Source organism: Anaeromyxobacter dehalogenans 2CP-C (genome assembly GCF_000013385.1).
In the GTDB taxonomy this organism is placed as follows: domain Bacteria; phylum Myxococcota; class Myxococcia; order Myxococcales; family Anaeromyxobacteraceae; genus Anaeromyxobacter; species Anaeromyxobacter dehalogenans_B.
In genome coordinates this window covers 393,040-414,895 of record NC_007760.1, presented here as the reverse complement: position 1 = coordinate 414,895, position 21,856 = coordinate 393,040, and the positions used below count along the sequence as shown (strand labels likewise).

The following is a 21,856-nucleotide window of genomic DNA, read 5'->3' as shown; positions in this document are numbered from 1 at the left end:
TCAGGGGATCAGGTCGGCCTGCCGCGCCCAGAGGCGAAGCTGGCCTCGATCTGCGCCCGACTCCGTCGCCACGACCACGATGCGCGTGGCCTCGTCGCGACGCCCCGCGAGCAGGGCGAGCCCCGCGGCGATGTGAGGACCGCTGCGCGCTTCGGCATGGCTCCGTGCCATGTCGAGATCCGTCATCGCTCGGAGCCACGGCAACCCGTGCTCGCGCACCGCCTCGGTGACCTCCACCGAGACCTGAGTCCAGGGCGCTCCGACCTTCAGGTCCCACCATACGTCGCGCTGCGCGGGCGTGAGGCGCCCCAGCCGCTGGCGAACGTGGCACTGGTACTCAGTGGGACCCGAGGTGCTGGGGCTCGGCCAGGTGCCGCGCTGCAGGACGTCGTTCAAGCCGATGTAGAACGCACCCACGTTGACGGTGAACTGCAGCGCGTCGCGGGTGCTCCAGTGGCTCGCCTGCACGTTCACGACGAGCACGCACCGGGGCGCGGCGCTGCGAAACGTGCGGCCCGCCTTCCGGAAGCCAAGCGCCTTCAGCATCGGCGCGAGCCCGTTCCGGATCACCTCGTCGAGCAACTGCTGCGCAGGCGTCTTTGCCGTGGCGCGTCGCCGAGGAGCGTGGTGGGCGGCTCGCGTGCCAGCTCGGTGACGGGGCCGAGGCGCTTCAGCAGCTTGCCGGTGCAGCGGAGCGTGTACACGCCCGCATCCTCTCACGGAGCGTTGGCTCGACGGCAGCCCGGCTCACCTGCCCCGCGCGCCCTCATTGCCGCGCCCGCCCGCGTGCGCCCGGAGCAGCGCCGCGGTGTGGCGCAGCAGCTCGGGACCGCCGGCCGCACCGTGACCCGGGACGACGGTCCGAGCCTCGGGATATCGACGGTCGGTGGCGGCGACGCCCTTCGCCCACTGCACCGGATCGATCTCCTGGAGGTTCCCGAGCGTCGTCGCCTCCGCCGCCTTCACGAAGCACCCGCCCACGAGCAGCCGGTCCGCGGGGAGCCACACGACGAGGTTGTCGGCGGTGTGCCCGTGGCCGGGGTACCAGGTCTCGACCTTCACGCCGGCGAGGACGAGCCGCTCCTCGGGGCGCAGCTCGCGCTCCGGGACCACCAGGCCGTGGCGCCGCGCGAGCGCGCGCGTCTTCCCGAGCGCGTACGTCCGGATGCCGCGCGGCCGGGCCAGGCCGATCCCGCCCATCCGGTCGGCGTGCCAGTGCGTGACGACGAGGTGCCGCACCGGCCGGCGCAGCGTGTCGGCGGCCCACGCGAGCACGGGCGCGGTCTGCGCCTCCGTGGCCGGCGTGTCGATCAGCACCGACTCGGCGGCGCCGGCCACCAGGACGGCGTTCGATTCGACGTCGCCCCACCCTTCGATCGGGCTCACCGACCGGATGAGCCAGGCGTCCTTCGAGATGGGCCGCACCCACACGCGCTGGCCGAGGTCGGTCTCCGCCTCGCCGGTCACGTCGGAAAGGCCCACGGTCGGGAGGAGCGCCAGCGCGATGGCGAGCAGCGTTCGCATGGCGGCGAACGCTACCTGCGTCCGGCACGGCGCGGAAGCGCCGAGTCGGGTCCGTCGCGGCGCGCGGCCTGTACGACGCCGTGCGACTTGGACGCGCCCTGCGTGAAGTGGTTCACTGGCGGCACGCCCTCGCCTACCCACCTCGCGCTCGCGCTCGCGTCCTTGGCCGCAGCCTCGATCCCGACCGCCGCCGACGCAACATCTTCGGCGAGCGCTCCCGGACTCGCCCAGTGCATCGTCCTCGAGCGCGACGCGACGGCGCTCACGGTGGAGTGCCCGGACGTCCGCTTCTCGCTGCGCGACCTCGGCCCGGGCGCCGGGGACGAGTACGTCCGCGGCATCATCGCGGGGTTCAGGGCCGTGGCGCCGCAGCCGGTCGAGGAGGGCGCGTCGAAGGTGGAGCTGGCGGACGGGTCCTCGCTGCCCACCACGCGGCTCCGCAGCGCAGACGGCCGCGTGCTGCTCATGGCCACCGCCGATCGTGCGCCCGCGAAGCGGGGGCTCACGTGCCAGGCCTTCGCAGGCGCCGAGGAGCGCTGCCGGGTGCTGCTCGCCAGCCTCGCGACCATGCGGGCTCCGGATCGATCCAGTGCGAGCGAGAGGCGGTGCTCACGTGGATCGGCGTCCCCGACGGGCGGGAGGGCGTCCTCGACGCGCTCCTGTCCAGGCTCCCGATCCAGGGCTTCGAGCGCCGGACGCAGGCGTGCACGGTCGAGGGGCTCGCCGCCACCTGCCGCGTCCTGCGGAACGCGACGGGCAAGCCGCCCACCGTCGTCGGCGCCGAGCAGGTCGTCCGCGGGACGCGCCTGGTGGTCACCTGCGTGAGCTTCCGCGAGGGCACCGAGGTGTCCGAGATCTGCAGGCCGGTGCTCTCGCTGTCCGCGCCGGCGCCAGCCGCCGCCGAGCCAGCCGCCCCCGCCGCGCGCTGAGCCCGCGCGCGGCGCCGGATCCGCTACCCTGCCCGGATGTCCCGCCTCGATCCGCGCCGCCTGCAGTCCTTCCGCGAGGTCGCGCTCGCCGGCCGCATCTCGGTCGCCGCGCGCACGCTGCACCTCTCGCCGTCCGCGCTCTCGGAGCAGATCCGCGAGCTGGAGCGGGAGTGCGGACGGCCGCTGCTCCTGCGCACGGCCCACGGCGTCCACCTCACCGCGGACGGCCAGCGGCTCCTCGAGCACGCGCAGCGCGTGGACGAGGCGCTGCGCGCGGCGGAGGCGTCGATGGACCGCGAGGCGGAGGAGGGCGGCACGCTCGTGCTCGGGGCGAGCCAGACGACCGCGGCGTGGGTGGTCCCGCACCTCCTCGCGGAGCTGCGCCGCGCGCGCCCGGGCGTGGCGGTGCGCGTGGACGTCGGCAACACCGACGCGGTCCTCGGCTGGCTCGCGAAGGGGACCGTCCCGCTCGGCCTGGTGGAGGGGCTCTCCCGCGCGCCGCACGTGCGCCTCGAGCCGTTCGCGCAGGACGAGATCGTCGCGGCGGCGTCGAGCGCGGCGCCGGCCGAGCTCCTCCGCCTGCGCCACCTCGCCGAGCTGGACCGCGTGCCCATCGTGTGGCGGGAGGTCGGCTCGGGCACCCGCGCCGTGGTGGAGAAGGCGCTCCGGCGCGCGGGGGTCCGCCGGACGCGGCGCCACGCCGACCTCGAGCTCGGGACGAACGACGCGGTGAAGGCGGCGGTCCAGCTCGGCCTGGGCGTGGGCTTCCTGTCGCGCTGGGCGATCCGCACCGAGCTCGCCACCGGCGCGCTGCGCGCGCTCCCGCTCGACGGCCTCCGCATCGAGCGCGCGTTCTCGTGGGCGCTGCCGGCCGGTGGCGTCTCCGGGATCGCGGGCCGCTTCCTGCGCGAGGCGCAGCGGCTCGCCGCCGGGGCGTCGCGCCCGGCCTGGTTCCCGTGAGCCCCGCGGCGCCGCCGATGCCCCATCGGAAATCCCGGCGGGCCGCCGGGCCGCCGAGCGACTAGGTTCCCGCCGCATGGAACGGCCCACCTCCGAGCCCCGCACCCCGCCCGCGCGATCGATCGCGTCCTTCCTCGTGCCGGCCCTGGGCCTGGCCTGCGTCGCCCTCCCGCACGTCTCCCCGGCGCTCGCGCTCACCGCCGGCGTCGCGCTCGCGCTCTCGACCGGGAACCCGTACGCCCCCACCACGCGCGCGCTGGCCCGCCGGCTCCTGCCGCTGTCGGTGGTGGCGCTCGGGGGCGCCATGGACCTCCGCGTCGTGGCGCACGTCGGGGCGCGCGGCGTGGGCTACACCTTCGTCAGCATCGCCGCGTGCCTGGCGCTGGGCGCGCTCCTCGCCCGCGCCGCGCGGGTGGAGGCCCGCACCGCGGCGCTCATCTCGGTCGGCACGGCCATCTGCGGCGGGAGCGCCATCGCCGCGGTCGCGCCGGTGGTCGGGGCGGACGAGCACGAGACCTCGATCGCGCTCGGCGCGGTGTTCCTGCTCAACTCGGCCGCGCTGCTCGTGTTCCCGCTGCTCGGCCACGCCGCCGGCCTCGGCGAGCCGGCGTTCGGCCTGTGGGCGGCGCTCGGCATCCACGACACGAGCTCGGTGGTGGGCGCGACGCTCGCCTACGGCCCGCAGGCGCTCGCGGTCGGGACCACCGTGAAGCTGGCCCGCGCGCTCTGGATCGTGCCGGTGACGCTCGCCATCGGGATCGTGGCGCGGCGCGCGCGCGGCGGCGGGGCGGCGACGTCGGCGCGCCCGCCCTGGTTCATCCTCGGCTTCGTGGCGGTGGCCGCGCTCGCGACGTTCCTGCCCGCGCTGCGTCCCGCCGGGCTGCTCGCCGCCGAGGCGGGGCGCCGCGCGCTGGTGCTGACGCTGTTCCTGGTGGGCCTCGGGCTCTCCCGCCAGGCGCTGCGCTCGGTCGGGGCCGGCGCCCTCGCCATGGCGGTCGCGCTCTGGATCGCGGTCGGCACCGCGACGCTCGCCGCGGTGCGGACCGGCCTCGTGCACCTCTGACAGGGGCACCACGGGATCACGCCGCCCCGGCCCGCGCCGCGCGCGGCACCTCGCGGACGCGCTCGAGCGCGAACGTGAGCGAGGGCAGCGTGGGCAGCTCGATCACCTCGGCGAGCCGGGCGCGCAGGAGCGGCGCGGCGCGGGCCAGCGCCTCGGCCGCCTCGCGCTCCGCTCCCTGCCGCTCGCCGCGCGGCACCTCGAGCGCGTACCCGATGCGCGCCTCCGCGCCGTCCTGCGACAGGCGGAGCGCGACGAGGTCCACGCCCGTGAGCCCGGGGTCGGTGGACTCCTCGCGCACCACCGAGCGGAACAGCGCGAGGAGGATGCGCTCGAGGCGCTCGGCGCGGAGGGCGGCCGCGTCCGCCGCGGAGGCGGCGGGCTGCGGGGTGGACGGGGTGGCGCGCGCGGGCGCGCCGGGGCGATTCGGGCGTTCTGGGGTCATCACGACGGGTTCCTGGCGCGCGCTCCCGCGGGAGCGCGATCGCGTGGACATGCCTGGGCGCAGCGCTTCGGAGAGGAGCGCGCGCAGCGAGGACCCGTCGTCCGGGAACGGTCGAGTCGGCTAGGCGCGCTCCGAGGGGCATCCCGGGTGGGCGACGAGCTCCAGCTTCATGGGACACCTCCTCCGGCGCGAGCACCGATCGTGAGAAGGGCGGACGGATATCCCAGGGGCCCTGCCCGCGTCAAGCGGCTTCACGCTGCGTCACCCGGCGTCCTCCTCCCGCTCGGCGGCCTCGCGGACGCGCGCGAGCGCCTCGCGCGCCGCCGCGCTCGCCGGGAACAGCGTCTCGATGCGGAGCTCCTGCAGCGTGATGTCCAGCGGCGTGCCGACGGTGGTGATGGTGGTGAAGAGGTCGAGCGAGAGGTCGCCGCGGCGGAGCCGGATGGGCACGAGGATCGCCGGTCCGGGCGACGCCCCCGGCGCGGCGCGTAGCTCGGGCTCGGCCTCGAGCGCCACCCGGAGCAGCCGCTCGTCGTCCGGGTCGCGCGCGGCCATGGCCGACAGCTCGTCGCGCATCCGGTGCAGCACGTGGCCCGCCACCTCGGCCCAGTTCTCGACCGAGGGGCGGAGGCCGTCCGGCGAGACGAGCATGAGCGCCACGTTGTTGCGCCCGCGCCAGGCCGGCGCGAAGTGCGAGATGAGCTGCACCGCGGCGCCGTTCGCGAGCAGCACGTCGTAGCGCCGGTTCACGAGGAGCGCCGGGTTCGGCTCGCTCGCCTCGAGCACGTGCAGGAGCGCGCGCCGCACCTCGGCCAGGTCCGGCGCGTCGAGCGGCGTCTCGCGGAACACCGCCGCGTAGCCGGCCGCCTGCAACAGCGCGTTCCGCTCCCGGAGCGGGACGCCCAGCACCTCGGCGAGGTCGAGCACCATCTCCCGGCTCGGGGTGGAGCGCCCGTTCTCGAGGTAGCTCAGGTGGCGGCTCGACACGCCGGCCTCGAGGGCGAGCGCGAGCTGGCTCTTGCCGCGGGCGGTGCGCCAGGCGCGCAGCAGCGGGCCGACGCCGGCGGGGGCCGTGGGGGCGGGCGGGGCATGCATGCGGGGAAGCTAACCGCGGGGCCGCGGTCCCACCATGACCTCGGACGTCATGGCCCGCCCACCCGCGGCGCGGAGCCGGCATGACCTCGCACGTCATCGCGGCGCCGCCACCCGCGGCCTAACCGTTTCCCATCGCCGCCCGGCCGGCCGGCGCGCCCGCGCCCCCGGTGATCGGGTTCGACGTGGCGCTCGTCCGCGAGGGCCGCATCCGGCACGTGTACGGGTTCCTGGACCGCGCGCCGGCGGCCGCGTGAGGATCGCCGCCTCCCCCGCCCGTTCCGCGGGCGGGCGCGGGGAGGCGCGGCTACACTCGCGTCGCGATGATCAGGCCCTCGCTCGTCTTCCTCCCCGGCGCCGGCGGCCGGTCCGCGTTCTGGGCGCCGGTCGCCGAGCGGCTCGCCGACCTCGGCCCGGCGCTCCGCCTCGACTACCCCGGGTTCGGCGGCTGCCCGCCGGATCCCGCGATCCGCTCCACCGGCGATCTGTTCGCGTGGGTGCTGGCGCGGCTGCCGCCGGGCCGGAGCCACGTCGTCGCGCAGTCGATGGGCGGCGCGCTGGCGGTACGGCTCGCGCTCGAGCACCCGGAGCGTGTGGACCGGCTGGTGCTCGTGGCGACCTCGGGGGGCGTGGACCTACGCGGCACCGGCGCCGCCGACTGGCGGCCGGAGTACCTCGCGTCGCTGCCCGGCGTGCCGCGCTGGTTCGTGGAGGACCGGAGCGACCGCACCGCGCGGCTCGGCGAGATCGCCGCGCCCACGCTGCTCCTGTGGAGCGACGCCGACCCGGTGAGCCCGCTCGCGGTGGGGCGCCTGCTCGAGGCGCGCATCCCTGGGGCCACGCTGCAGGTGTTCCCGGGCGGCACCCACGCGTTCGCGAACGAGCGGCCGGACGACGTGGCGGCCGCGATCCGCCGGCACCTGGCCGGCGCTACGTGGTGATTCGCGTCCCCAGGACCTGCAGGAACTTCGCGATCCACTGCGGGTGCGCGGGCCACGCGGGCGCGGTGACGAGGTTGCGGTCCACCGCCGCTGCGTCGATCGCGATCTCCGCGTACTCGCCGCCGGCGAGGCGCACCTCGGGCGCGCACGCCGGATAGGCGGATACGAGCCGGCCCTTCACCACCCCCGCCGCCGCGAGGATCTGGGCGCCGTGGCAGATGGCGGCGATGGGCTTCGAGGCCTCCGCGAAGTGCCGGACGATCTCGAGCACCCGGGCATCGAGCCGCAGGTACTCCGGCGCCCGGCCACCTGGGATGCAGAGCGCGTCGTAGTCGAGCGCCCGCACCTCGTCGAACGTGGCGTTGAGCGCGAAGTCGTGGCCGCGCTTCTCGCTGTACGTCTGGTCGCCCTCGAAGTCGTGGATCGCGGTGCGGACCTTCTCGCCCGCCTTCTTGCCCGGGCAGGCCGCGTGCACGGCGTGGCCGACCGCCAGCAGCGCCTGGAACGGCACCATCACCTCGTAGTCCTCGACGTAGTCCCCGACCAGCATCAGGATCTTCTTCGCCATGGCCGACCTCCGGTCCGACCCGCATAGCCGCGGGCGCGGCGCCGCTCAACGGCGCGGCCGGGGCGTGGCCGAAGGGCGTGGCCCGGAGGGGCCGGTTGCCTTCAGTCGCAGACGTCTACGACGAACCAGCGCGCGCCGAGCGCGCCGGGCCGCAGGTGCGCGCAGACCACGTCGCCCACCTCGACCGCGCCGTACAGCTCCCGGCCCACGTCCACCTCCTGCGCCTCCGCGATCGGTCCCCACGGCGGCAGCCGGAGGTCGTAGCTCGTGTGCTTGCCGCTCGAGACGTGCTTGTGCAGCACCGGCACCTCGTGCACCTCGGCCGGCGCGCGGTCGAGCAGCACGTCGGCGGCGTTCAGCGCCCCCCAGGGATACGGGGCCACGAGCGCGACGATCAGGACCGGCACGAACCAGCGGCGCCGGAGCGCCGCGTCGCCTCGCACCAGCAGCGCGGTGAGCGCGACCGCGCCGGCGCCGGTCCACGCGAGCATCGGCGAGACGTCCACCACCTGGTAGTCGAGGAGCGCGCGGAGCATGAGCACCACGCCGGGCGCGAAGACGGGCACCCCGACGCCGGGCCGCACCTCGTTGCGCCGCTCCTCGACCGCGTAGCGGCCGCGGCCGGCCACCACGAGCGCGATCGTGGCGAGCGGGATGGCGGCCAGCGCGGCGATCACCACGGGGTAGGGCCGCGGGAAGAGCAGCCCCCACCCCGCGACCCCGATCGCGACGCCCTTCAGCGCCCTGGCGAGCTGGTGCGACCGGGCGAGCGCGGAGCGGCGGGCCGCCTCGTCGGCCCCCAGCTCGGCCGAGGCCAGCAGCGCCGCCTCGGCGCCGGCGCGGTCCGCCGCGTCGAGGTCCGGGATCGACGCGAGCCACGCGTCGAGCGCGGCGTCGCGCTCGAACTGGAAGGTCAGGGAGAGCGGCTTCGCCCCGCGCTCCCGCCGCTCCAGCACGAGCTTCTCCATCCCGTACTGGAGCGGGATGGTGCGGCGCCCCGCGATCTGGTCGGTGCGGAGCCGCCGCGGTGCCCGGCCGACCGCGATCACCTCCACGCCGTCGGCGTGCAGGAGGAGCCGCTCGACGCGCGCCACGGCGACGAGGTACGCGCTCAGCGCGCCGAAGCCGAGCGCCACGGCGACCAGCAACCCGGGCGGCCCGCCCCGGAGCGACGCGATCGAGGCAGCCACCGCCGCCACGAGGGCGAGCGCGCCGAACCCGTGGAGCGCGGCGCGCCACCGCGGCTCGAGGCGGTAGGTGCGCGGCCACACGCCGTCGCGGCGGGCCTGGGTGCCGAGGTTCCGGTCGGATCGCATGCGCCGGATAGAGCATGGGGCCGCGCGCGCCGTCCACGGAGCGTGCGGGCGCGGTTGACGCACACCAGCGCACGGCGGGCGGGACGACCGGCGCGCCTCGACCGGCGCGTGAGCGCGGGCCCTTCCCCGCTTACGATCCCGGACCGATGCCCGCGCCCCCCGACGCCGTCGCCGCCGCCGCCCGCGCGCTCCAGGCCGGGGATCCGCTCGGCGCGCTGCGGCAGGTGGCGCTGCGGCGCGACGCGACCGGGCTCGCGCTGCGGGGCATCGCCATGGCCCAGCTCGGCGAGCTCGACGCGGCGCGGCGGCTGCTGCGGGGGGCCGCGCGCGCGTTCGGGCCGGCGGCGCCGCTCGCCCGCGCGCGCTGCGCCACCGCGGAGGCGGAGATCGCGCTCGCCGCGCGCGGTCCGGCCGGGCCGCCGGGCGCGCTCGACGACGCGGCGCGCGCGCTCGAGGCGGGCGGCGACCGGGCGAACGCGCTCCACGCCCGGCTGCTCGCGGTCCGGCGGCTGCTCCTCGCCGGCCGCGTGGCCGAGGCGGACCGCGCGCTCGGCCGGCTCGACCTGCGCGGCGCGCCGCCGGCGCTCGCGGCGGTCGCCGGGCTCGCCGCGCTCGACGTCGCGCTCCGACGCGGGCGGAGCGCGGCCGCCGCGGACGCGCACGCGCGGGCCCGGCGGGCGGCGGCGCGCGCCGGGATCCCGGCGCTCGCAACGGAGGTGCAGCGGGCCGGCGACGCGCTGGCGAGCCCGGCCGCACGGCTCCTCTCGGCCGGCGGGGAGCAGCCGCTCCGGCTCGAGGAGGTCGAGGCGCTCCGCCGGAGCGACCGGCTGGTCGTGGACGGCTGCCGGCGCACCGCCGGCCGCGGCGGCGCGGCGGTGGACCTCGCGCGCCGGCCGGTGCTGTTCGCGCTGCTCCGCGCCCTCGCGGAGGCCTGGCCGGGCGACGCGCCGCGCGAGCTGCTGGTGCGCCGCGCGTTCGGCGCGGCCCGCGCCACCCCGTCGCTCCGCGGGCGGCTGCGGGTGGAGGTGGCCCGCCTGCGCCGCGCGGTCCGCGACCTGGCGGCGGTGCGCGCCACGCCGGCCGGGTTCGCGCTCGCGCCGCGCGCCGGAGCGGGCGTGGCGGTGCTCGCGCCGCCCGCCGCGGCGGGAGACGCCGACGGCCCGGCCGCGGCGCTCGCGGCCCTGCTCGCCGACGGCCAGGCCTGGTCGTCCTCGGCGCTGGCGCTCGCGCTGGGCGCCAGCCGGCGCACGGTCCAGCGCGGCCTGACGGTCCTCGCCGAGCGCCGCGCCGTCCGCGCCCTCGGGCGCGGGCGGGCGCGCCGCTGGGTCGCGGCCCCCGTGAGCGGCTTCAACCCGGCGTTGCTGCTGCCGCTCCCCCGCACTATCGGGCAGGGATGAGCCCCGGAGCGAGGAAGGGCGCCGCGGGCGCGGCGCAGCGCGAGGACGTCGGCGAGGCGGAGGTGGTGCGCGAGTACGGCCCGTTCGACGGCGCCCCGGTGCACGGCGTCAGCTTCGACGGCGAGCGCGTCTGGGCGGCGACCGGCGCGCGGCTCGTCGCGTTCGACCCGGCGAGCGGCGAGCCGGTCCGCACGCTGGAGGTCGCGTGCGACGCCGGCACCGCCTTCGACGGCCGGCACCTCTACCAGCTCGCGGGCGACCGGATCCTGCGCGTGGACCCCACCACCGGGGCGGTCCTCGGCAGCATCCCCGCGCCAGAGGGCGCCGGCGGCTCGGGCCTGTGCTGGGCCGAGGGGAGCCTGTGGCTCGGGCGCTACGGGGAGCGCCGGATCCTCCGGCTCGATCCGGCCACCGGCGCCGTCCTCCGCACCATCGAGTCGGATCGCTTCGTCACCGGGGTCACCTGGGTGGACGGCGAGCTGTGGCACGGGACGATGGAGGCGGGCGAGAGCGAGCTGCGCCGGGTGGACCCCGACGGCGGCGCGGTGCGGGCGCGCCTCGCCATGCCGCGCGGCGTGCTGGTGAGCGGGCTCGAGTCCGACGGCGCGGGGCTCTTCTTCTGCGGGGGCGCCGCGAGCGGGAAGGTGCGCGCGGTGCGCCGCCCCGGGCCCGCCGGACGGACGGCGAGCCGGGCGCGGCGCGCCGGCCCGCGCGGCCCGCGCCGGCGCTAGGCCTGGCCCGACAGCGCCGGCCGGGCCCGCTCCACCAGCCCGTCCAGCCAGTCGATGACCGCCCGCACCCGGGGCGTGCGGCGCAGATCGCCGTGCACGAGCAGCCACAGCTCGTGCGGCGCCGGCTCCGGACCGTCCAGCCGCACCAGCGCCGGATCGCGGTCGGCCACGAAGCGCGGGAGCACCGCCACCCCGAGCCCGAGCCGCGCCGCCTGGATGAGCGCGGTGGTGCTGTTGCAGCGGAACACGATCCGGCGCGCCGGCGCGACGCGCTCCAGCCAGCGCTCCTGCGGCACGGCGGCGTGGCCCTCGTCGAGCCCGACGAACGGGTCCGCCGCGAAGTCCACCGCGCGCGACCTCCCGCCCAGCGCGGCGCGGCCGCCGTACAGCCCGTAGGCGACGTCGGAGAGCTTGCGCGTCACCAGCCCGGCGTCGCGCGGGCGGCCCATGCGGACGGCCAGGTCGGCCTCGCGCCGGGTCAGGTCGAAGGCGCGCTGGTCGGCGGCGATCTCGAGGACGAGCCCGGGGTGCCGCTCGCGCAGGACGCCGACGGCCGGCAGGAACAGGTGCGTGGCGAGGTGCGAGGCGGTGGTGAGCCGCACCGTGCCGTCGAGCGCGCGGTCGCGCGTGTCGGCGTGGCGCGCGAGCGCGAGCACGTCCTGCTCGACCCGCGAGGCGAGCTCGGCCAGCTCCTGGCCGGTGGTGGTGCACGCCCAGCCCTGCGGCCCGCGCTCGAACAGCGCCAGGCCGAGGGCGCCCTCCAGCGCCGCCACCCGGCGCGCCACGGTGTTGCGGTCCACCCCGAGCCGCCGCGCCGCGCGGGCGTGGCTGCCGGTGCGCACCAGCTCGAGGAAGAACTCGAGGTGGCCCCAGTCCAGCCCCGCGCGTTGCTGCGCGGGGCCCGCGCCGCCCTGCGCGTTCAAGCCGCGCTTCGACATCGGTACATCCTCCACGTGCCGCGCAGGCCGCGCGGCGAGCACAGGGAGAAACCACATGAAGTCTCGAGCGTCACCCTCCAGCGCTGCGCCCTCCTGGGGCGCCCTCTGGCTGACCGGCGGCCCGCAGGCCCTCGCCCCCCGGCTCCCCACGCCGGCGCCGCGGCCGGCGCCGGCCGCCCCTCCGGCCCCGAGGCGCCTGCCCGCCATCCGGTTCGCGCGCGCCGCCCGCGGCTCGCCGGACCTGGCCGTCGGAGCGCTCCTCGCCGCGCTCTGGATCGGCCTGTGGGCCGTCTTCACGGCGGGCATCGCCGGCGCGCTCGGCGAGGTCGCGGCCGGCTCGGCGACGGGATGGACCGCCTCGGCGCCCGGGACGGCTCGTGGGCCCGCCGCCGCCACGCGGCCGCCCTCCCCGCCACCGCGGGTGCGGCGGTGAGCGCCGGCGGGCGGCGGTCCGGGTCGTGCGCGGCGCCATGCCGCGCACCACCGGCGCGCCGCGGTCCCCCAGTTGATCGAAGCTGTGGGGGTGAGCACGCCATCGCCCGCCCCTTCCGGCCGCTCCGAGGAGCTCGCCGCCGCCGGCGCCATCCCGGCCGTGTCGGCGCGGAGCATCTGGGTGGACCTGCTCGTGTACCCCACGCACTCGCTCCCCACCGCGGCGCAGCCGGTGCTGGTCGGCCTCGGCCTGGCGGTTCACTTCGGGGTGCTCTCGCCGTGGCCGGCGCTGGTGGGCCTGTTCGGCTCGTGGGTCATCCACGTGGCGGGGCTCTTCACCGACAACCACGAGCTGCTCCGGCTGCACCCGAAGCTCCCGGAGCACCCCGAGCTCGTCCACGCGGTGGAGACGGGCGCCCTGCGGCTCGCCACGCTGCGCCTGGCGGTGGTCGGCTGCCTGCTGCTGGCCCTGGCGACCGCGCCGTACCTGTACCGGATCGGCGGCGCGCCGGTGCTGGCGTTCGGCGTCCTCGGGATCGTGACCAGCCTCTCGTACAACGGCGGCCCCTGGGCCTACGCGCGCCGAGGCCAGGCCGATCCGCTGTTCGTGCTGATGTTCGGCGTGGTCGGCGTGGTGGGCACGTACTTCATCCAGGCGGCCGCGGTGCAGGGCGCGCCGCAGCCGTGGCGGCTGCTCGCGTCGCTGCCGCTGCCGGTCTACCTCGTCGGCCTGCCGGTGGGCGCGCTCGTCACCGCGGTGCTGCTGGTGGACGACCTCCGCGATCACGAGTTCGACCGCGTGAAGGGCTGGCGGACGGGCGCGGTGCTCCACGGGCCGGGCTTCAACCGCGTCGAGATCGCGAGCCTCGTCGCGTTCGCGTACCTCGCGCCGCTCGGCTCCTGGCTCCTGCTCGGCCTCGGGCCCTGGATGCTCCTGCCGCTCGCCTCGGCCCCGATGGCCGCCGGCGCGCTCCGGACGCTGTTCACCGTACGTGAACGCGTGCGCCTCATCCCGCTCACGCCGCGGATGGCGGCGGTGGGGCTCGTCTACGCCGCGCTGCTCGGCCTCGCGCTGGCGCTCGCCCCGCGGTGAGCACGCACCGCCGGGACCGCGTGCGAGGCAGGCCGGGGATCGGACGACCCGACCTGCCCCGCCGCGGGTGCTACAGCGGGAGCATGAACTTGAGGAAGACGCGATCCGCCTGCAGGCGGCTGTCGCTCGTCACGTCGTGGTGCCACATGCCGATGAACGTGCCGAACGGTGCCTGATACGCGGCCTGGAGGCCCAGGGCGAGGCCCTCGGCCTTCGCGTTGACCTTCTGGCCATCCAGCTCGTCGTCGGTGGTCTGCACCGCGTAGTAGCCGCCGATGCCGGCCTCGAACGGCCCGAAGAGCTTCGCCACCGCGAAGTCGAGCTCGAGCTCGTCGCCGGACCGGACGCCGGTGACGGGGTTCTCGCGCTTGAGGTTGTACAGGAGCTTCCCCGAGGCCTCGAAGCCGCCGGGCGCGTACCACGTGGCGGCGACGGCCGGGCTGACGCTGTAGTAGCCGACGCCCTGGCTCAGTCCGCCGTCGGTGCGGAAGCGCCCCGTGGGCAGGTTCAGGTCCACGGTGGCGAGCAGGTGGAGGTTCCGCGGGAGGTGCCAGTTCAGGTAGACGGGGTTCAGCGTGATGTCGCCGGGGCCGTCCGCGTCCAGCTCCAGCTTGCCCGCCGGCGTGCGGATCTTCGCGCTCTGGTGCCAGTACGGCAGGATCGCGCCGAACGCGTACTGCGCCCCGAGCACTCGGAGCTTGGTGACGTGGACCAGGCGCAGCACGCCGAATTGCGCGTTCGCCTCGACGCCCGCGTCGTGCCCGTCGGCATCCTGGACGTCGCCGTGCACGAGCGCGACCATGCTCAGGAGGTAGGTGCCCGGCGGAGGGAGCGCGCCGGCGGCGAGGCCGTCGACGCCCACCGGGTACTGATCGCCGCCTTCCTTCGCGGCCGCGGGCGTCGCCAGGGTGATCGCCGCGAGGAGCGCGAGGATGGGCTTCCATGGATGCGGTTTCATGTTGGTCACGACCTCTCCGTTGGCCGCCCGTCCAGCGGCGGCGGTGATGTGGAGCGGGCGCTCTTCAACGGGCGTGCCGCCCACCCATCCGCCCGGATCTCGACCACCTCGACCCGCTCGGCGGCGCGATCGACCTTTCAACCCGAAACCCCGCGCTTCATCGCGAAGCGCGCGCGGCCCGCGCTCACCCCGCCGGACACGTCGCCGGGATGATCGGGCGAAGCGCCTCGAGCAGCTCCTCGCGGCCGACGGCGCCGGGGATCACCGTACGAACCTTCCCGTCCGCGTCCACGAGGTAGGTCGTGGGCACCGACTCCACGCGCCAGGCCCGCATCGCGTCCCCGCGCTCGTCGAAGCCGATCGGATACGGCTGCCGCGCGGCGACCTGCGCCACCTCGGTCCGCGTGCCATCGCCCGCGATCCCGACGAGCTCGACGCAGCGTCCCGCCAGGTCCTGCTTGACCGCCGCGAGATCCGGCAGCTCGGCCTGGCACGGCGCGCACCAGGGCGCCCAGAAGTTCACCACCACGGCGCGCCCGCGTAGCCGCGCGAGATCGATCTCTCCGCCGCCGCTCACGGCTCCGACCCGCAACGGCGGCGCTGGTGCGTCCGTGCGCGGCGCCCCGGAGCCGCCCAGCGTCCGGTCGGCGATCACCAGCGTCGCCACGCCGAGCACCACCGCGGCCACGAGGAGCGGCGCGCGACGCGCGCCCGCGCGCGGGCGACCCGAGGTGCGGCGCGCCGCAGGAGTTGGAGGTGTCATGGGCGTCTCCCGGAGCAACCCGCGTGCCGCGCGGCGCGCTCCGGTCACGCGCGCGTTCACCTTGAAGCGCGCGCCGCCGCGTGAAACGACCGCGCCGGCGAGGCGAGCGCGCCGCGCCAGCGCAATGGCGGGCGCGCCGCGAGCGGCGCGCCCTGGCCCGCTTCGTGAAACGGGGCGAGGGCGTGATCGCCCCGGACACAAGGCGCGCGCGAGCGCGTGCGCGCGGCTTTCCCGAGTGGCACCTCGCCGGCACGCTCGCGGAGGCGGCGTGGCGCGCGTACCAGGGCGCGGTGGTGGTGGCAGGCGGCGTGGACGTGAGCGAGCGGCTGCGCCTCGCGCCGCGGGCGCCGGCCACCGTGGTGTGCATCCGCGGGCTCGCCGAGCTACACCGGGTCGAGGTCCGGCACGACGGGCTGTGCATCGGCACGCTCGTGACGCTCCAGGAGCTCGCGCAGAGCCCGGTGGTGCTGGCCCGGTTCCCCGAGGTCGCGCGCGCCGCCGGCATGGCCGCGACGCCCGCGGTCCGCGCGGCCGCGACCGTCGGCGGCAACCTCCTGCAGTACCCGCGTTGCTGGTCGCTGCGCACCGAGGGGCGCCCGTGCCGCCGGCTGGGGGCGGATCGCTGCCCGCTGGAGGGGCGCTGGGCGGCCGAGGGCGCGCTCTTCGATCGACAGGCCTGTGCGTGTGCCCACCCCTCCTCGCTCGCCCCGGTGCTCATCGCCCACGACGCCAGGGTCGAGGCGCACAGCATCTCGGGCATGGTCCGGCTCCCCCTCGACCGGCTCTACCCGCCGCGCCGGACCGCGGGCCCGCGTCCCGCCTGCACCACCCCGGCCGACATCCTGACGTGCGTGCACCTGCGCTGGCCCGTGGCCGGGGAGATGGCCTTCTTCGACGCGCGCCGGGTTCGCGACACGATCACCGCCTCGGTGGCCGGGCGCGTGGCGGTGCGCGGCCAGCTCGTCACCGCGGCGCGCGTCGTGCTGGGCGGCGTGGCGCCGAGTCCCTGGCGCGCCACCGAGGCCGAGGCGCGGCTGCTCGGCGCGCGCCTCTCGCCGGCCGCCCTCCGCGACGCGGTCCGTGCGGAGCTGGACCGGGCCGTGGCGCCCGCCGCGAGCGTGTCGAAGCATCGGGCCCTGAAGGCGGCGGCGCTCACCGCGCTCCGGGCCGGGGCCGCGGTCACGTGATCGACAGGCCGTACTTCCGCACGCGCCGCCAGAGGGTGACCGGGCTGATGCGCAGCGCCGCCGCGGCCTCCTTGCGGTTGCCGTGGAACCGCCGGAGCGCCTCCTCGATGAGCTGCCGCTCGTTGGCCTCGACGTCGAGGTCGCACTCGGCGGGCGCCCCGGTCGCCGCGATCTCCGGGTTGAGGTCCTTGACGGTCAGCACCGACTGCGAGGCCACCACCGTCGCGCGCTCGATGGCGTGCTGGAGCTCGCGGACGTTTCCCGGCCACGGATAGCTCATCAGGCGCCGCATCGCGCCCGGGCTGATGGTCTGGACCCCCTTGTTCCAGCGCCGCGCGGTCGAGTGCAGGAAGTAGTGCGCCAGCGCCGGGATCTCCTCACGCCGCTCGCGGAGCGGCGGGATGGTGAGCACGAAGCCGCCCAGGCGGTAGAACAGGTCCTCCCGGAACGCGCCCGCCTGCACCTGGCGGCGGAGGTCGCGGTTGGTCGAGGCGACCACCCGCGCGCCGAGCCGCAGCACCTTCTCGCCGCCCACCCGCCGGAACTCGCGCGTCTCGAGCGCGCGCAGCAGCTTCGCCTGGAGGCAGAGCGGCATCTCGCCGATCTCGTCGAGGAGGATGGTGCCGCTCCCGGCGTGCTCGAACAGGCCGGGCTTGTCGCGGACCGCGCCGGTGAACGCGCCGCGCACGTGCCCGAACAGCTCCGACTCGAGCAGGCCCTCGGTGAGCGCGGCGCAGTTGATGGCCACCATGGGCGCGTCGCCGCGCAGGCTCTTCTCGTGGATGTAGCGCGCCAGGAACTCCTTGCCGGTCCCGCTCTCGCCCTCGATGAGCACGTTGATCTCGAGCGGCGCCACGCGCTCCGCCAGCGCCAGCAGCTCGGTCATGGACTGGCTGCAGACGACGAAGTTCAGCGGCCCGGTGGTGCGGTCCGGGCCGCTCACCGAGGTGAGCGTCGCGGTGGGCGCCGGGTGCGCCGCCGCCGCCGCGCTGCGGGCGGCCCTGGCCCGCTCGCACTCCCGGTGGATCTCCTTCCACTGCTGCGTGAAGGACGTCTCGCCGGCGAGCGTGTAGCGGCCCTCGATCTCCGCAGCCCGCTCCCCCCAGCCCTCCATGTCGTTGCCCATCACCGAGCAGCACGGCGCGCCGGAGCAGCGGCAGGACAGCTCCTTGAACAGGATGAGCGCGCCGATGACGTAGGTGGCGAAGCCCGAGGCGTAGCCCAGGGTGGCCCAGCAGGAGCTGGTGAGGCCGGCCGGGAGCACGCGCGCGTGGTCGTCGGCCTCGGCGCAGTGCCACCAGTTGGCCTCCATGTGCAGCTTCCCGGGGCCGTTCGCCTCGATGACCTTGGGCGCCACCCGCACCATGCCCTCCATGGTGTGGAGCGTGCAGCCGAACACGAACCGATCCACCGGCTCCAGGCTGGCGAGGTGGTCCGAGGTCATCATCGCGTCGAAGTAGCCCTGGGCGAAGCCCCAGCGGAACACGATGGCCCGCGCCGCGTCGTGCCCGAGGCTGCGGACGAGCTGCGCACGCATGATGCTGACCGCCGCCGCGCTGTGCAGCACCATGCGCTGCTGGTGCATGCTGAGCCAGCCCTGATCGGTGCCGACATCGAACAGGTCGAGCAGGTGGATGTCGTGGAGCTTCATGGTCGCCTTCCGCGTCGCGATCTCCCCTGGTTGATGGCTCGGGCCTGCCGGTCCCGCCGGCGCGCGCTCAGCGCGCGGGAGCGCACAGGAGATCCGCGGCCCAGGCCCAGCCCTGCGCACCCACCGGGCAGGCGGTCACCGTCTCCTCGCTCGTCCTGGTCACCGGGTCGAAGCGCTGCACCCGACCTGTATACTGGTCGGCCACGAACCCCGCTCCGCGGCAGATGGCCACGGCACCGGGAGCGTCGAAGGCGGTCGCGAGCACGGGTCCGACCACCGGCGCGCGGGGATCGGACACGTCCACCGGCACGAGGCCGGCCGCGCCCGCCGCGCCGCAGGAGACCCAGAGCGTGGCGCCGTCCACCGCCAGCGCGCCCGGGTTCCGGCACCCGTCGCCGAGCGAGACCAGCTGCACGGCGTCGGACGTGCCGTCCAGCGCCGCGAGCCGTCCCGGGCCGGCCGGCTTCACGTAGTAGCCGTAGGTCCAGCTCGCCGGGTCGGTGTCGCGCGCCAGGTTCGCGATCGTGATCCACGCGCGCCCGCCGGCGGCGACGGCCTTGCCCGGGAACGGCAGGCCGCCGGCGTCGGCCGCGCCGCGCAGGTCCACCACGCGCTCCACCGTCGCGCAGGGCGCGGCGGCGCACCCGGCGAGGCGCGACAGATCGAGCACCGCCACCCCCTGCCCGCCGCTCGCCTCGTCCCGGCCGTACAGCGCCACGTAGGCCTTGCCGTCCAGCACCGCGATGCCGCGCGGGTTGGCGCCCGGGAGCCCGGGGATGAGCACGTCGTCGAGCACGCGCCCGGTGACGGGATCGACCACTGCCACCGAGCCGCCGCCCGAGTTCGAGACCAGCAAGCGGTCGGACGCGGCGGCGATGCCCTCCAGGTCCGAGCCGTGCAGCGCGTGCTCGACGGGCGGCGCGGAGAGGTCGAGCGGCAGCCGGATCACGCTCCCCGAGAGCGCCGCCGCGGCCCATACGTCGCCGCCCAGGGCCGCGAGCGCGATCGGGCCGTCGCCCGCCGGCCGCGGCGAGCCCGCGGCGGCGAGGTCCGGCGCGATCGGCCGCACGTCGTCGGTGGCGAAGCACGCGACCTGCAGGGAGCGGCACGTCCCTGCGTCGCACGCCTCCCCCGGCTGGCACACGGTCCCGCACGCGCCGCAGTGGTAGCGGTCGAACGCGAGCTCGACGCAGGCGCGGCCGCAGGCGACCTGCCCTTCGCCGCACGCGTCGGCGCAGGCGGCCGCGCCGCCGGCCGAGCTGCACACCTGCGCGTCCCGGCACGCGCTCCCGCAGGCGCCGCAGTGGTCGGGATCGCTCTCCAGCTGCGCGCAGGTCGCGCCGCAGAGGACCGTCCCGGGGCCGCACCCGCACGCGCCCGCGCCGCAGGTGGCGCCGGGCCCGCAGGCCACGCCGCACGCGCCGCAGTTCAGCGGGTCGGTCGCGAGCGCGACGCACCGGCCGGCGCACTCCACCTGCCCCTCGGGGCAGGTCGCGTCGGAGTCGCAGGCTGCGAGCGCCGCGACGGCGAGGGTTCCGAGGATGGTGGCTGCTCTCATGGCGCGTTCTCCTGGGGCGTGGACCCGGCGCGCAGCGTGATCATCACGGTGCGCGGGGGGAGGGGATCGCCGAGGCCGTCCGTGAGCGTCCGGTCGTCGGCGAGGTTGAGCACCTCGAGCTGGATGCGCACGTCGGGGTGGCGCGCGACGCGCGCGCTCAGCCCGGCGTTCCAGACGGTCGAGGGCGGGATCGGGTTCACGCCGCGCCGGTCGCGGTAGCGGCGGCCCAGGTGGTGAAGCTCGACGTGCGCCGTCGCCGGCCCCGGCGCGAGCGCGGCGCGCAGGACGGCGCGGTGGCGCGGCCGGTACGGGATCCAGTGGCCCACCTCGGCGGGCGCGCCCCGCAGCAGCTCGGTGGCGAGGAAGGTGTAGCTCCCCCTGGCGCTCGCGCGCAGCGGGCCGCCGACCGGCGCCGTCGCGCCCTCCACCTCGAGGCCGCTCGCCATCGCGCGCCCCGAGTTGAACGGCTTCAGCCTGCCGAACGCGTCGCTCGGCTCGTAGACGACGAGATCGTCGTAGCGGGTGAGGTGGCCGGTGACGGCGACGAGGCCGGCGCGGCCGTCGGCGACGAGGCCGGCGTCGACGGCCACCGCCGTCTCCGGCCGGAGGTCCGGGTTCGGGACCAGGAGCCCCTGCTGCAGGTGCAGCTCCGCCACCCCGGGCGGGCGGAAGGTGCGGCCGACGCTCGCGCGCGCGCGCAGCGCGGGCCCGAGGCGCGCGCCCAGCCCGAGGGTCCCGGACACCCCGCCGAACCGCCCCGCCCGCTCCGCGCGGACCGCGGGGGCGAGCCGGAAGCGACCGCCGGCGAGCGCGAGATCCTCCGACACCGCCGCCGCGACGCCGAGCAGCTCGCGCCGCCGGCCCAGCCCGTCGGCGTCGATGAGCTCTCCCGACGCCTCCAGCGAGGCGCTGAGCACGCCGTGCGCGTGGGACCCCGTCGCGTCGAGCGCGAGCCCGGCCGCGCTGCCGCGCTGCCGGACGGGCGGGTCTCGCGGGCCGGTGACGCGGGCGTCGAGGCGGTCGAGCCGCAGGTGCCCGCGGGTCGCGAGCGTGGCCGGGCCGATCGCGCCGAAGCGCGCCACGCGCCCCATCGCGAGCAGCCGCGCGTCGTCCTGCCACGCCCACGGCGTGGGCGAGGCGGCGAAGCCCGGCAGGCCCCGGTGCCCGCCGGACACCTCGACGAGCGCGTCGAGCCGGCCGCGCGACAGCGGCCGCGCCAGCTTCGCCAGCAGGCCGGCGCGCCGGGCCTCGGCGTTCTCGCGCATCGCGGCCACGGTCGGACCGCCGGGGAGCCCTGGATCGAGCCGGAACGGGAACCGGCCGCCGGTCGTGTCGGCGCTCGCGGCCACCATCAGCGAGCCGGGCCCCACCGCGGCGGCGAGCTCGGCCGCGACGCGGGCGGTGTCGTAGGAGCCGCCCCCCGTCTCGAGGCTCCAGCTCCCCGCGCTCGGTCGGCGCGTGACCACGTTCAGCGCGCCGCCGAGCGCGCCCGCGCCGTAGCGCGCGCCCTCGGGTCCGCGCACCACCTCCACCGCGTCCACCCACGCGCGCGGGATGGTGGAGAGGTCCACGCCGCCGCCGAAGGCCGTGTTGAGGGGCAGGCCGTCCAGCAGCACCTTGACGCCGTCCGGGGTCGAGCCGCGGATCGAGACGGTGGTGAGCTGGCCCATCCCGCCGTGCTCCTCCACGACGACGCCGGGGGCCGCGGAGACCAGCTGGCCGACGTCCTTGGCCTCGCCCTCGAAGGTCGAGCGGTCCACGACGGTGATCGTCGCCGGCGGCCGACCCTCCGCCTCGGCCCGAGGCAGCCGGATGACCTGCTCGTCCAGCACCACGGCGGGGAGCGCCGGCTCTTGCGCCGACGCGAGCGCGGGGGCCAGCGCCGGACCGGCGGCGCACGCGAGCGCGATGGCCGTCCGTCCGGCCGATGGAGGACGGGCGCTCACGCGGGTCCCCGTGCCGCGCCGCGCGTCCCCTCCCGCTCGGCCGCGGCGCGCCACCGCTCCACCTCGACCTGCGGGGCGAGGCCGCGCGGGCACACGCGCGTGCAGGCGCCGCAGGAGGTGCAGTCGAGCGCGCCCGCGGCGATCGCGGCCTCCACCTTGCCCGTCTTCGCCGCGGCGAGGATCCCCTTCGGCCCGGGGAACGCCTCGCCGCGCTTGGCGCACAGCGGGCACGCGCCCATGCACAGCTCGCACTCCATGCAGAGCAGCACCTGCGCCTGACCGCGCGCCACCAGCCGGACGAGCATCCCCGCGACCAGCACCACCGGGAGCATCACGACCGCGATCTCCATCGCCTCGAGCACCGCGT

The 21,856-nt window shown here is 77.0% G+C and carries 23 protein-coding genes; 9 read left to right on the top strand and 14 right to left on the bottom strand.

Translation table 11 applies throughout. The features are described from left to right. Genes ADEH_RS01830 through bla form a run of 3 tightly spaced genes read right to left on the bottom strand, consistent with a single transcriptional unit; the run spans position 1 to position 1,524 of the window. Positions 1 to 582 (bottom strand): DUF4304 domain-containing protein, encoded by a 582-nt coding sequence (locus ADEH_RS01830; protein WP_041453263.1) that lies wholly within the window; start codon positions 580 to 582, stop codon positions 1 to 3. Further along, positions 567 to 704 (bottom strand): hypothetical protein, encoded by a 138-nt coding sequence (locus ADEH_RS23055; protein WP_157061333.1) that lies wholly within the window; start codon positions 702 to 704, stop codon positions 567 to 569. Before ADEH_RS23055 ends, ADEH_RS01830 begins: the two co-directional genes overlap by 16 nt. 43 nt (positions 705 to 747) lie before the next feature. Then, positions 748 to 1,524: a subclass B1 metallo-beta-lactamase gene (gene bla / locus ADEH_RS01825; RefSeq protein ID WP_011419413.1), complete on the bottom strand. Its 777-nt coding sequence runs from the start codon at positions 1,522 to 1,524 to the stop codon at positions 748 to 750. Between the two features lie 605 nt (positions 1,525 to 2,129). Between bla and ADEH_RS01815 the strand changes: the two genes are divergently transcribed. The 3 genes from ADEH_RS01815 (at position 2,130) to ADEH_RS01805 (ending at position 4,476) form a co-directional block, all read left to right on the top strand. After that, entirely contained in the window at positions 2,130 to 2,453 is a 324-nt protein-coding gene (locus ADEH_RS01815; RefSeq protein WP_041453261.1) for a hypothetical protein, read from the top strand. 36 nt (positions 2,454 to 2,489) lie between these two features. Next, the gene (locus ADEH_RS01810; RefSeq protein WP_011419411.1) at positions 2,490 to 3,413 is read left to right on the top strand and encodes a LysR substrate-binding domain-containing protein; all 924 of its coding nucleotides are present in this window, start codon (positions 2,490 to 2,492) and stop codon (positions 3,411 to 3,413) included. Between the two features lie 76 nt (positions 3,414 to 3,489). Continuing rightward, the gene (locus ADEH_RS01805) at positions 3,490 to 4,476 is read left to right on the top strand and encodes a YeiH family protein (protein WP_011419410.1); all 987 of its coding nucleotides are present in this window, start codon (positions 3,490 to 3,492) and stop codon (positions 4,474 to 4,476) included. Positions 4,477 to 4,492: 16 nt separating this feature from the next. Here the strand turns inward: ADEH_RS01805 and ADEH_RS01800 are convergent, their stop codons facing one another. Next, complete coding sequence (locus ADEH_RS01800) at positions 4,493 to 4,918, bottom strand: ribosome-binding factor A (protein ID WP_011419409.1); 426 nt, start codon at positions 4,916 to 4,918, stop codon at positions 4,493 to 4,495. 261 nt (positions 4,919 to 5,179) lie between these two features. After that, a complete protein-coding gene (locus ADEH_RS01795) occupies positions 5,180 to 6,013 on the bottom strand; it encodes a helix-turn-helix domain-containing protein (protein WP_011419408.1) in 834 nt (277 codons plus the stop codon). A gap of 320 nt (positions 6,014 to 6,333) precedes the next feature. Here ADEH_RS01795 and ADEH_RS01790 point away from each other — a divergent pair, with 320 nt between their 5' ends. Next, a complete protein-coding gene (locus ADEH_RS01790) occupies positions 6,334 to 6,951 on the top strand; it encodes an alpha/beta fold hydrolase (protein WP_011419407.1) in 618 nt (205 codons plus the stop codon). On the opposite strand, the gene ADEH_RS01785 is transcribed toward ADEH_RS01790, so the two are convergent. Together ADEH_RS01785 and ADEH_RS01780 are read right to left on the bottom strand one after the other, a co-directional pair. Further along, entirely contained in the window at positions 6,941 to 7,519 is a 579-nt protein-coding gene (locus ADEH_RS01785; RefSeq protein WP_011419406.1) for a DJ-1/PfpI family protein, read from the bottom strand. The genes ADEH_RS01790 and ADEH_RS01785 overlap by 11 nt on opposite strands. 101 nt (positions 7,520 to 7,620) lie before the next feature. Continuing rightward, complete coding sequence (locus tag ADEH_RS01780) at positions 7,621 to 8,835, bottom strand: hypothetical protein (protein WP_011419405.1); 1,215 nt, start codon at positions 8,833 to 8,835, stop codon at positions 7,621 to 7,623. 146 nt (positions 8,836 to 8,981) lie between these two features. Here ADEH_RS01780 and ADEH_RS01775 point away from each other — a divergent pair, with 146 nt between their 5' ends. Together ADEH_RS01775 and ADEH_RS01770 are read left to right on the top strand one after the other, a co-directional pair. After that, positions 8,982 to 10,232 (top strand): hypothetical protein, encoded by a 1,251-nt coding sequence (locus ADEH_RS01775; protein WP_011419404.1) that lies wholly within the window; start codon positions 8,982 to 8,984, stop codon positions 10,230 to 10,232. After that, positions 10,229 to 10,963, top strand: coding sequence for a Vgb family protein (locus tag ADEH_RS01770; protein WP_011419403.1), 735 nt, complete (start codon positions 10,229 to 10,231; stop codon positions 10,961 to 10,963). Before ADEH_RS01775 ends, ADEH_RS01770 begins: the two co-directional genes overlap by 4 nt. Here the strand turns inward: ADEH_RS01770 and ADEH_RS01765 are convergent. After that, the gene (locus ADEH_RS01765) at positions 10,960 to 11,901 is read right to left on the bottom strand and encodes a LysR family transcriptional regulator (protein WP_011419402.1); all 942 of its coding nucleotides are present in this window, start codon (positions 11,899 to 11,901) and stop codon (positions 10,960 to 10,962) included. The two genes, ADEH_RS01770 and ADEH_RS01765, sit on opposite strands and share 4 nt — an antisense overlap. Before the next feature lie 55 nt (positions 11,902 to 11,956). Between ADEH_RS01765 and ADEH_RS01760 the strand changes: the two genes are divergently transcribed. Both ADEH_RS01760 and ADEH_RS01755 read left to right on the top strand, forming a co-directional pair. Then, the gene (locus tag ADEH_RS01760; protein WP_041453260.1) at positions 11,957 to 12,334 is read left to right on the top strand and encodes a hypothetical protein; all 378 of its coding nucleotides are present in this window, start codon (positions 11,957 to 11,959) and stop codon (positions 12,332 to 12,334) included. Between the two features lie 90 nt (positions 12,335 to 12,424). Beyond that, positions 12,425 to 13,426, top strand: a complete 1,002-nt coding sequence (locus ADEH_RS01755; RefSeq protein WP_232287405.1) for a prenyltransferase — start codon at positions 12,425 to 12,427, stop codon at positions 13,424 to 13,426. Positions 13,427 to 13,496: 70 nt separating this feature from the next. On the opposite strand, the gene ADEH_RS01750 is transcribed toward ADEH_RS01755, so the two are convergent. Together ADEH_RS01750 and ADEH_RS01745 are read right to left on the bottom strand one after the other, a co-directional pair. Continuing rightward, a complete protein-coding gene (locus tag ADEH_RS01750; protein ID WP_011419400.1) occupies positions 13,497 to 14,384 on the bottom strand; it encodes a SphA family protein in 888 nt (295 codons plus the stop codon). 184 nt (positions 14,385 to 14,568) lie between these two features. Next, on the bottom strand, positions 14,569 to 15,147 hold the full coding sequence (locus tag ADEH_RS01745) for a TlpA family protein disulfide reductase (protein ID WP_011419399.1): 579 nt from the start codon (positions 15,145 to 15,147) through the stop codon (positions 14,569 to 14,571). A gap of 182 nt (positions 15,148 to 15,329) precedes the next feature. Between ADEH_RS01745 and ADEH_RS01740 the strand changes: the two genes are divergently transcribed. Further along, positions 15,330 to 16,334, top strand: a complete 1,005-nt coding sequence (locus ADEH_RS01740) for an FAD binding domain-containing protein (RefSeq protein WP_011419398.1) — start codon at positions 15,330 to 15,332, stop codon at positions 16,332 to 16,334. On the opposite strand, the gene ADEH_RS01735 is transcribed toward ADEH_RS01740, so the two are convergent. The 4 genes from ADEH_RS01735 to ADEH_RS01720 form a co-directional block, all read right to left on the bottom strand. Continuing rightward, positions 16,327 to 17,985: a sigma 54-interacting transcriptional regulator gene (locus ADEH_RS01735; RefSeq protein ID WP_011419397.1), complete on the bottom strand. Its 1,659-nt coding sequence runs from the start codon at positions 17,983 to 17,985 to the stop codon at positions 16,327 to 16,329. The two genes, ADEH_RS01740 and ADEH_RS01735, sit on opposite strands and share 8 nt — an antisense overlap. Positions 17,986 to 18,052: 67 nt before the next feature. Continuing rightward, complete coding sequence (locus ADEH_RS01730; protein ID WP_011419396.1) at positions 18,053 to 19,543, bottom strand: MXAN_6577-like cysteine-rich protein; 1,491 nt, start codon at positions 19,541 to 19,543, stop codon at positions 18,053 to 18,055. After that, positions 19,540 to 21,489 carry a TonB-dependent receptor plug domain-containing protein gene (locus ADEH_RS01725; protein ID WP_011419395.1) on the bottom strand — a complete coding sequence of 650 codons (1,950 nt, stop codon included), beginning with the start codon at positions 21,487 to 21,489 and terminating at the stop codon, positions 19,540 to 19,542. The genes ADEH_RS01730 and ADEH_RS01725 overlap by 4 nt, the downstream gene beginning before the upstream one ends. Next, positions 21,486 to 21,851, bottom strand: a complete 366-nt coding sequence (locus ADEH_RS01720) for a 4Fe-4S dicluster domain-containing protein (RefSeq protein WP_011419394.1) — start codon at positions 21,849 to 21,851, stop codon at positions 21,486 to 21,488. The genes ADEH_RS01725 and ADEH_RS01720 overlap by 4 nt, the downstream gene beginning before the upstream one ends. Between the last annotated feature and the right edge of the window lie 5 nt (positions 21,852 to 21,856).

What these genes read in the sequence shown, in the direction of transcription:
- bla (WP_011419413.1), bottom strand. Translation starts at nt 1,524, where the DNA reads ATGCGAACGCTGCTCGCCATCGCGCTGGCGCTCCTCCCGACCGTGGGC.
- ADEH_RS01810 (WP_011419411.1), top strand. Translation starts at nt 2,490, where the DNA reads ATGTCCCGCCTCGATCCGCGCCGCCTGCAGTCCTTCCGCGAGGTCGCG.
- ADEH_RS01805 (WP_011419410.1), top strand. Translation starts at nt 3,490, where the DNA reads ATGGAACGGCCCACCTCCGAGCCCCGCACCCCGCCCGCGCGATCGATC.
- ADEH_RS01800 (WP_011419409.1), bottom strand. Translation starts at nt 4,918, where the DNA reads ATGACCCCAGAACGCCCGAATCGCCCCGGCGCGCCCGCGCGCGCCACC.
- ADEH_RS01795 (WP_011419408.1), bottom strand. Translation starts at nt 6,013, where the DNA reads ATGCATGCCCCGCCCGCCCCCACGGCCCCCGCCGGCGTCGGCCCGCTG.
- ADEH_RS01790 (WP_011419407.1), top strand. Translation starts at nt 6,334, where the DNA reads ATGATCAGGCCCTCGCTCGTCTTCCTCCCCGGCGCCGGCGGCCGGTCC.
- ADEH_RS01785 (WP_011419406.1), bottom strand. Translation starts at nt 7,519, where the DNA reads ATGGCGAAGAAGATCCTGATGCTGGTCGGGGACTACGTCGAGGACTAC.
- ADEH_RS01780 (WP_011419405.1), bottom strand. Translation starts at nt 8,835, where the DNA reads ATGCGATCCGACCGGAACCTCGGCACCCAGGCCCGCCGCGACGGCGTG.
- ADEH_RS01775 (WP_011419404.1), top strand. Translation starts at nt 8,982, where the DNA reads ATGCCCGCGCCCCCCGACGCCGTCGCCGCCGCCGCCCGCGCGCTCCAG.
- ADEH_RS01770 (WP_011419403.1), top strand. Translation starts at nt 10,229, where the DNA reads ATGAGCCCCGGAGCGAGGAAGGGCGCCGCGGGCGCGGCGCAGCGCGAG.
- ADEH_RS01765 (WP_011419402.1), bottom strand. Translation starts at nt 11,901, where the DNA reads ATGTCGAAGCGCGGCTTGAACGCGCAGGGCGGCGCGGGCCCCGCGCAG.
- ADEH_RS01760 (WP_041453260.1), top strand. Translation starts at nt 11,957, where the DNA reads ATGAAGTCTCGAGCGTCACCCTCCAGCGCTGCGCCCTCCTGGGGCGCC.
- ADEH_RS01750 (WP_011419400.1), bottom strand. Translation starts at nt 14,384, where the DNA reads ATGAAACCGCATCCATGGAAGCCCATCCTCGCGCTCCTCGCGGCGATC.
- ADEH_RS01745 (WP_011419399.1), bottom strand. Translation starts at nt 15,147, where the DNA reads ATGACACCTCCAACTCCTGCGGCGCGCCGCACCTCGGGTCGCCCGCGC.
- ADEH_RS01735 (WP_011419397.1), bottom strand. Translation starts at nt 17,985, where the DNA reads ATGAAGCTCCACGACATCCACCTGCTCGACCTGTTCGATGTCGGCACC.
- ADEH_RS01730 (WP_011419396.1), bottom strand. Translation starts at nt 19,543, where the DNA reads ATGAGAGCAGCCACCATCCTCGGAACCCTCGCCGTCGCGGCGCTCGCA.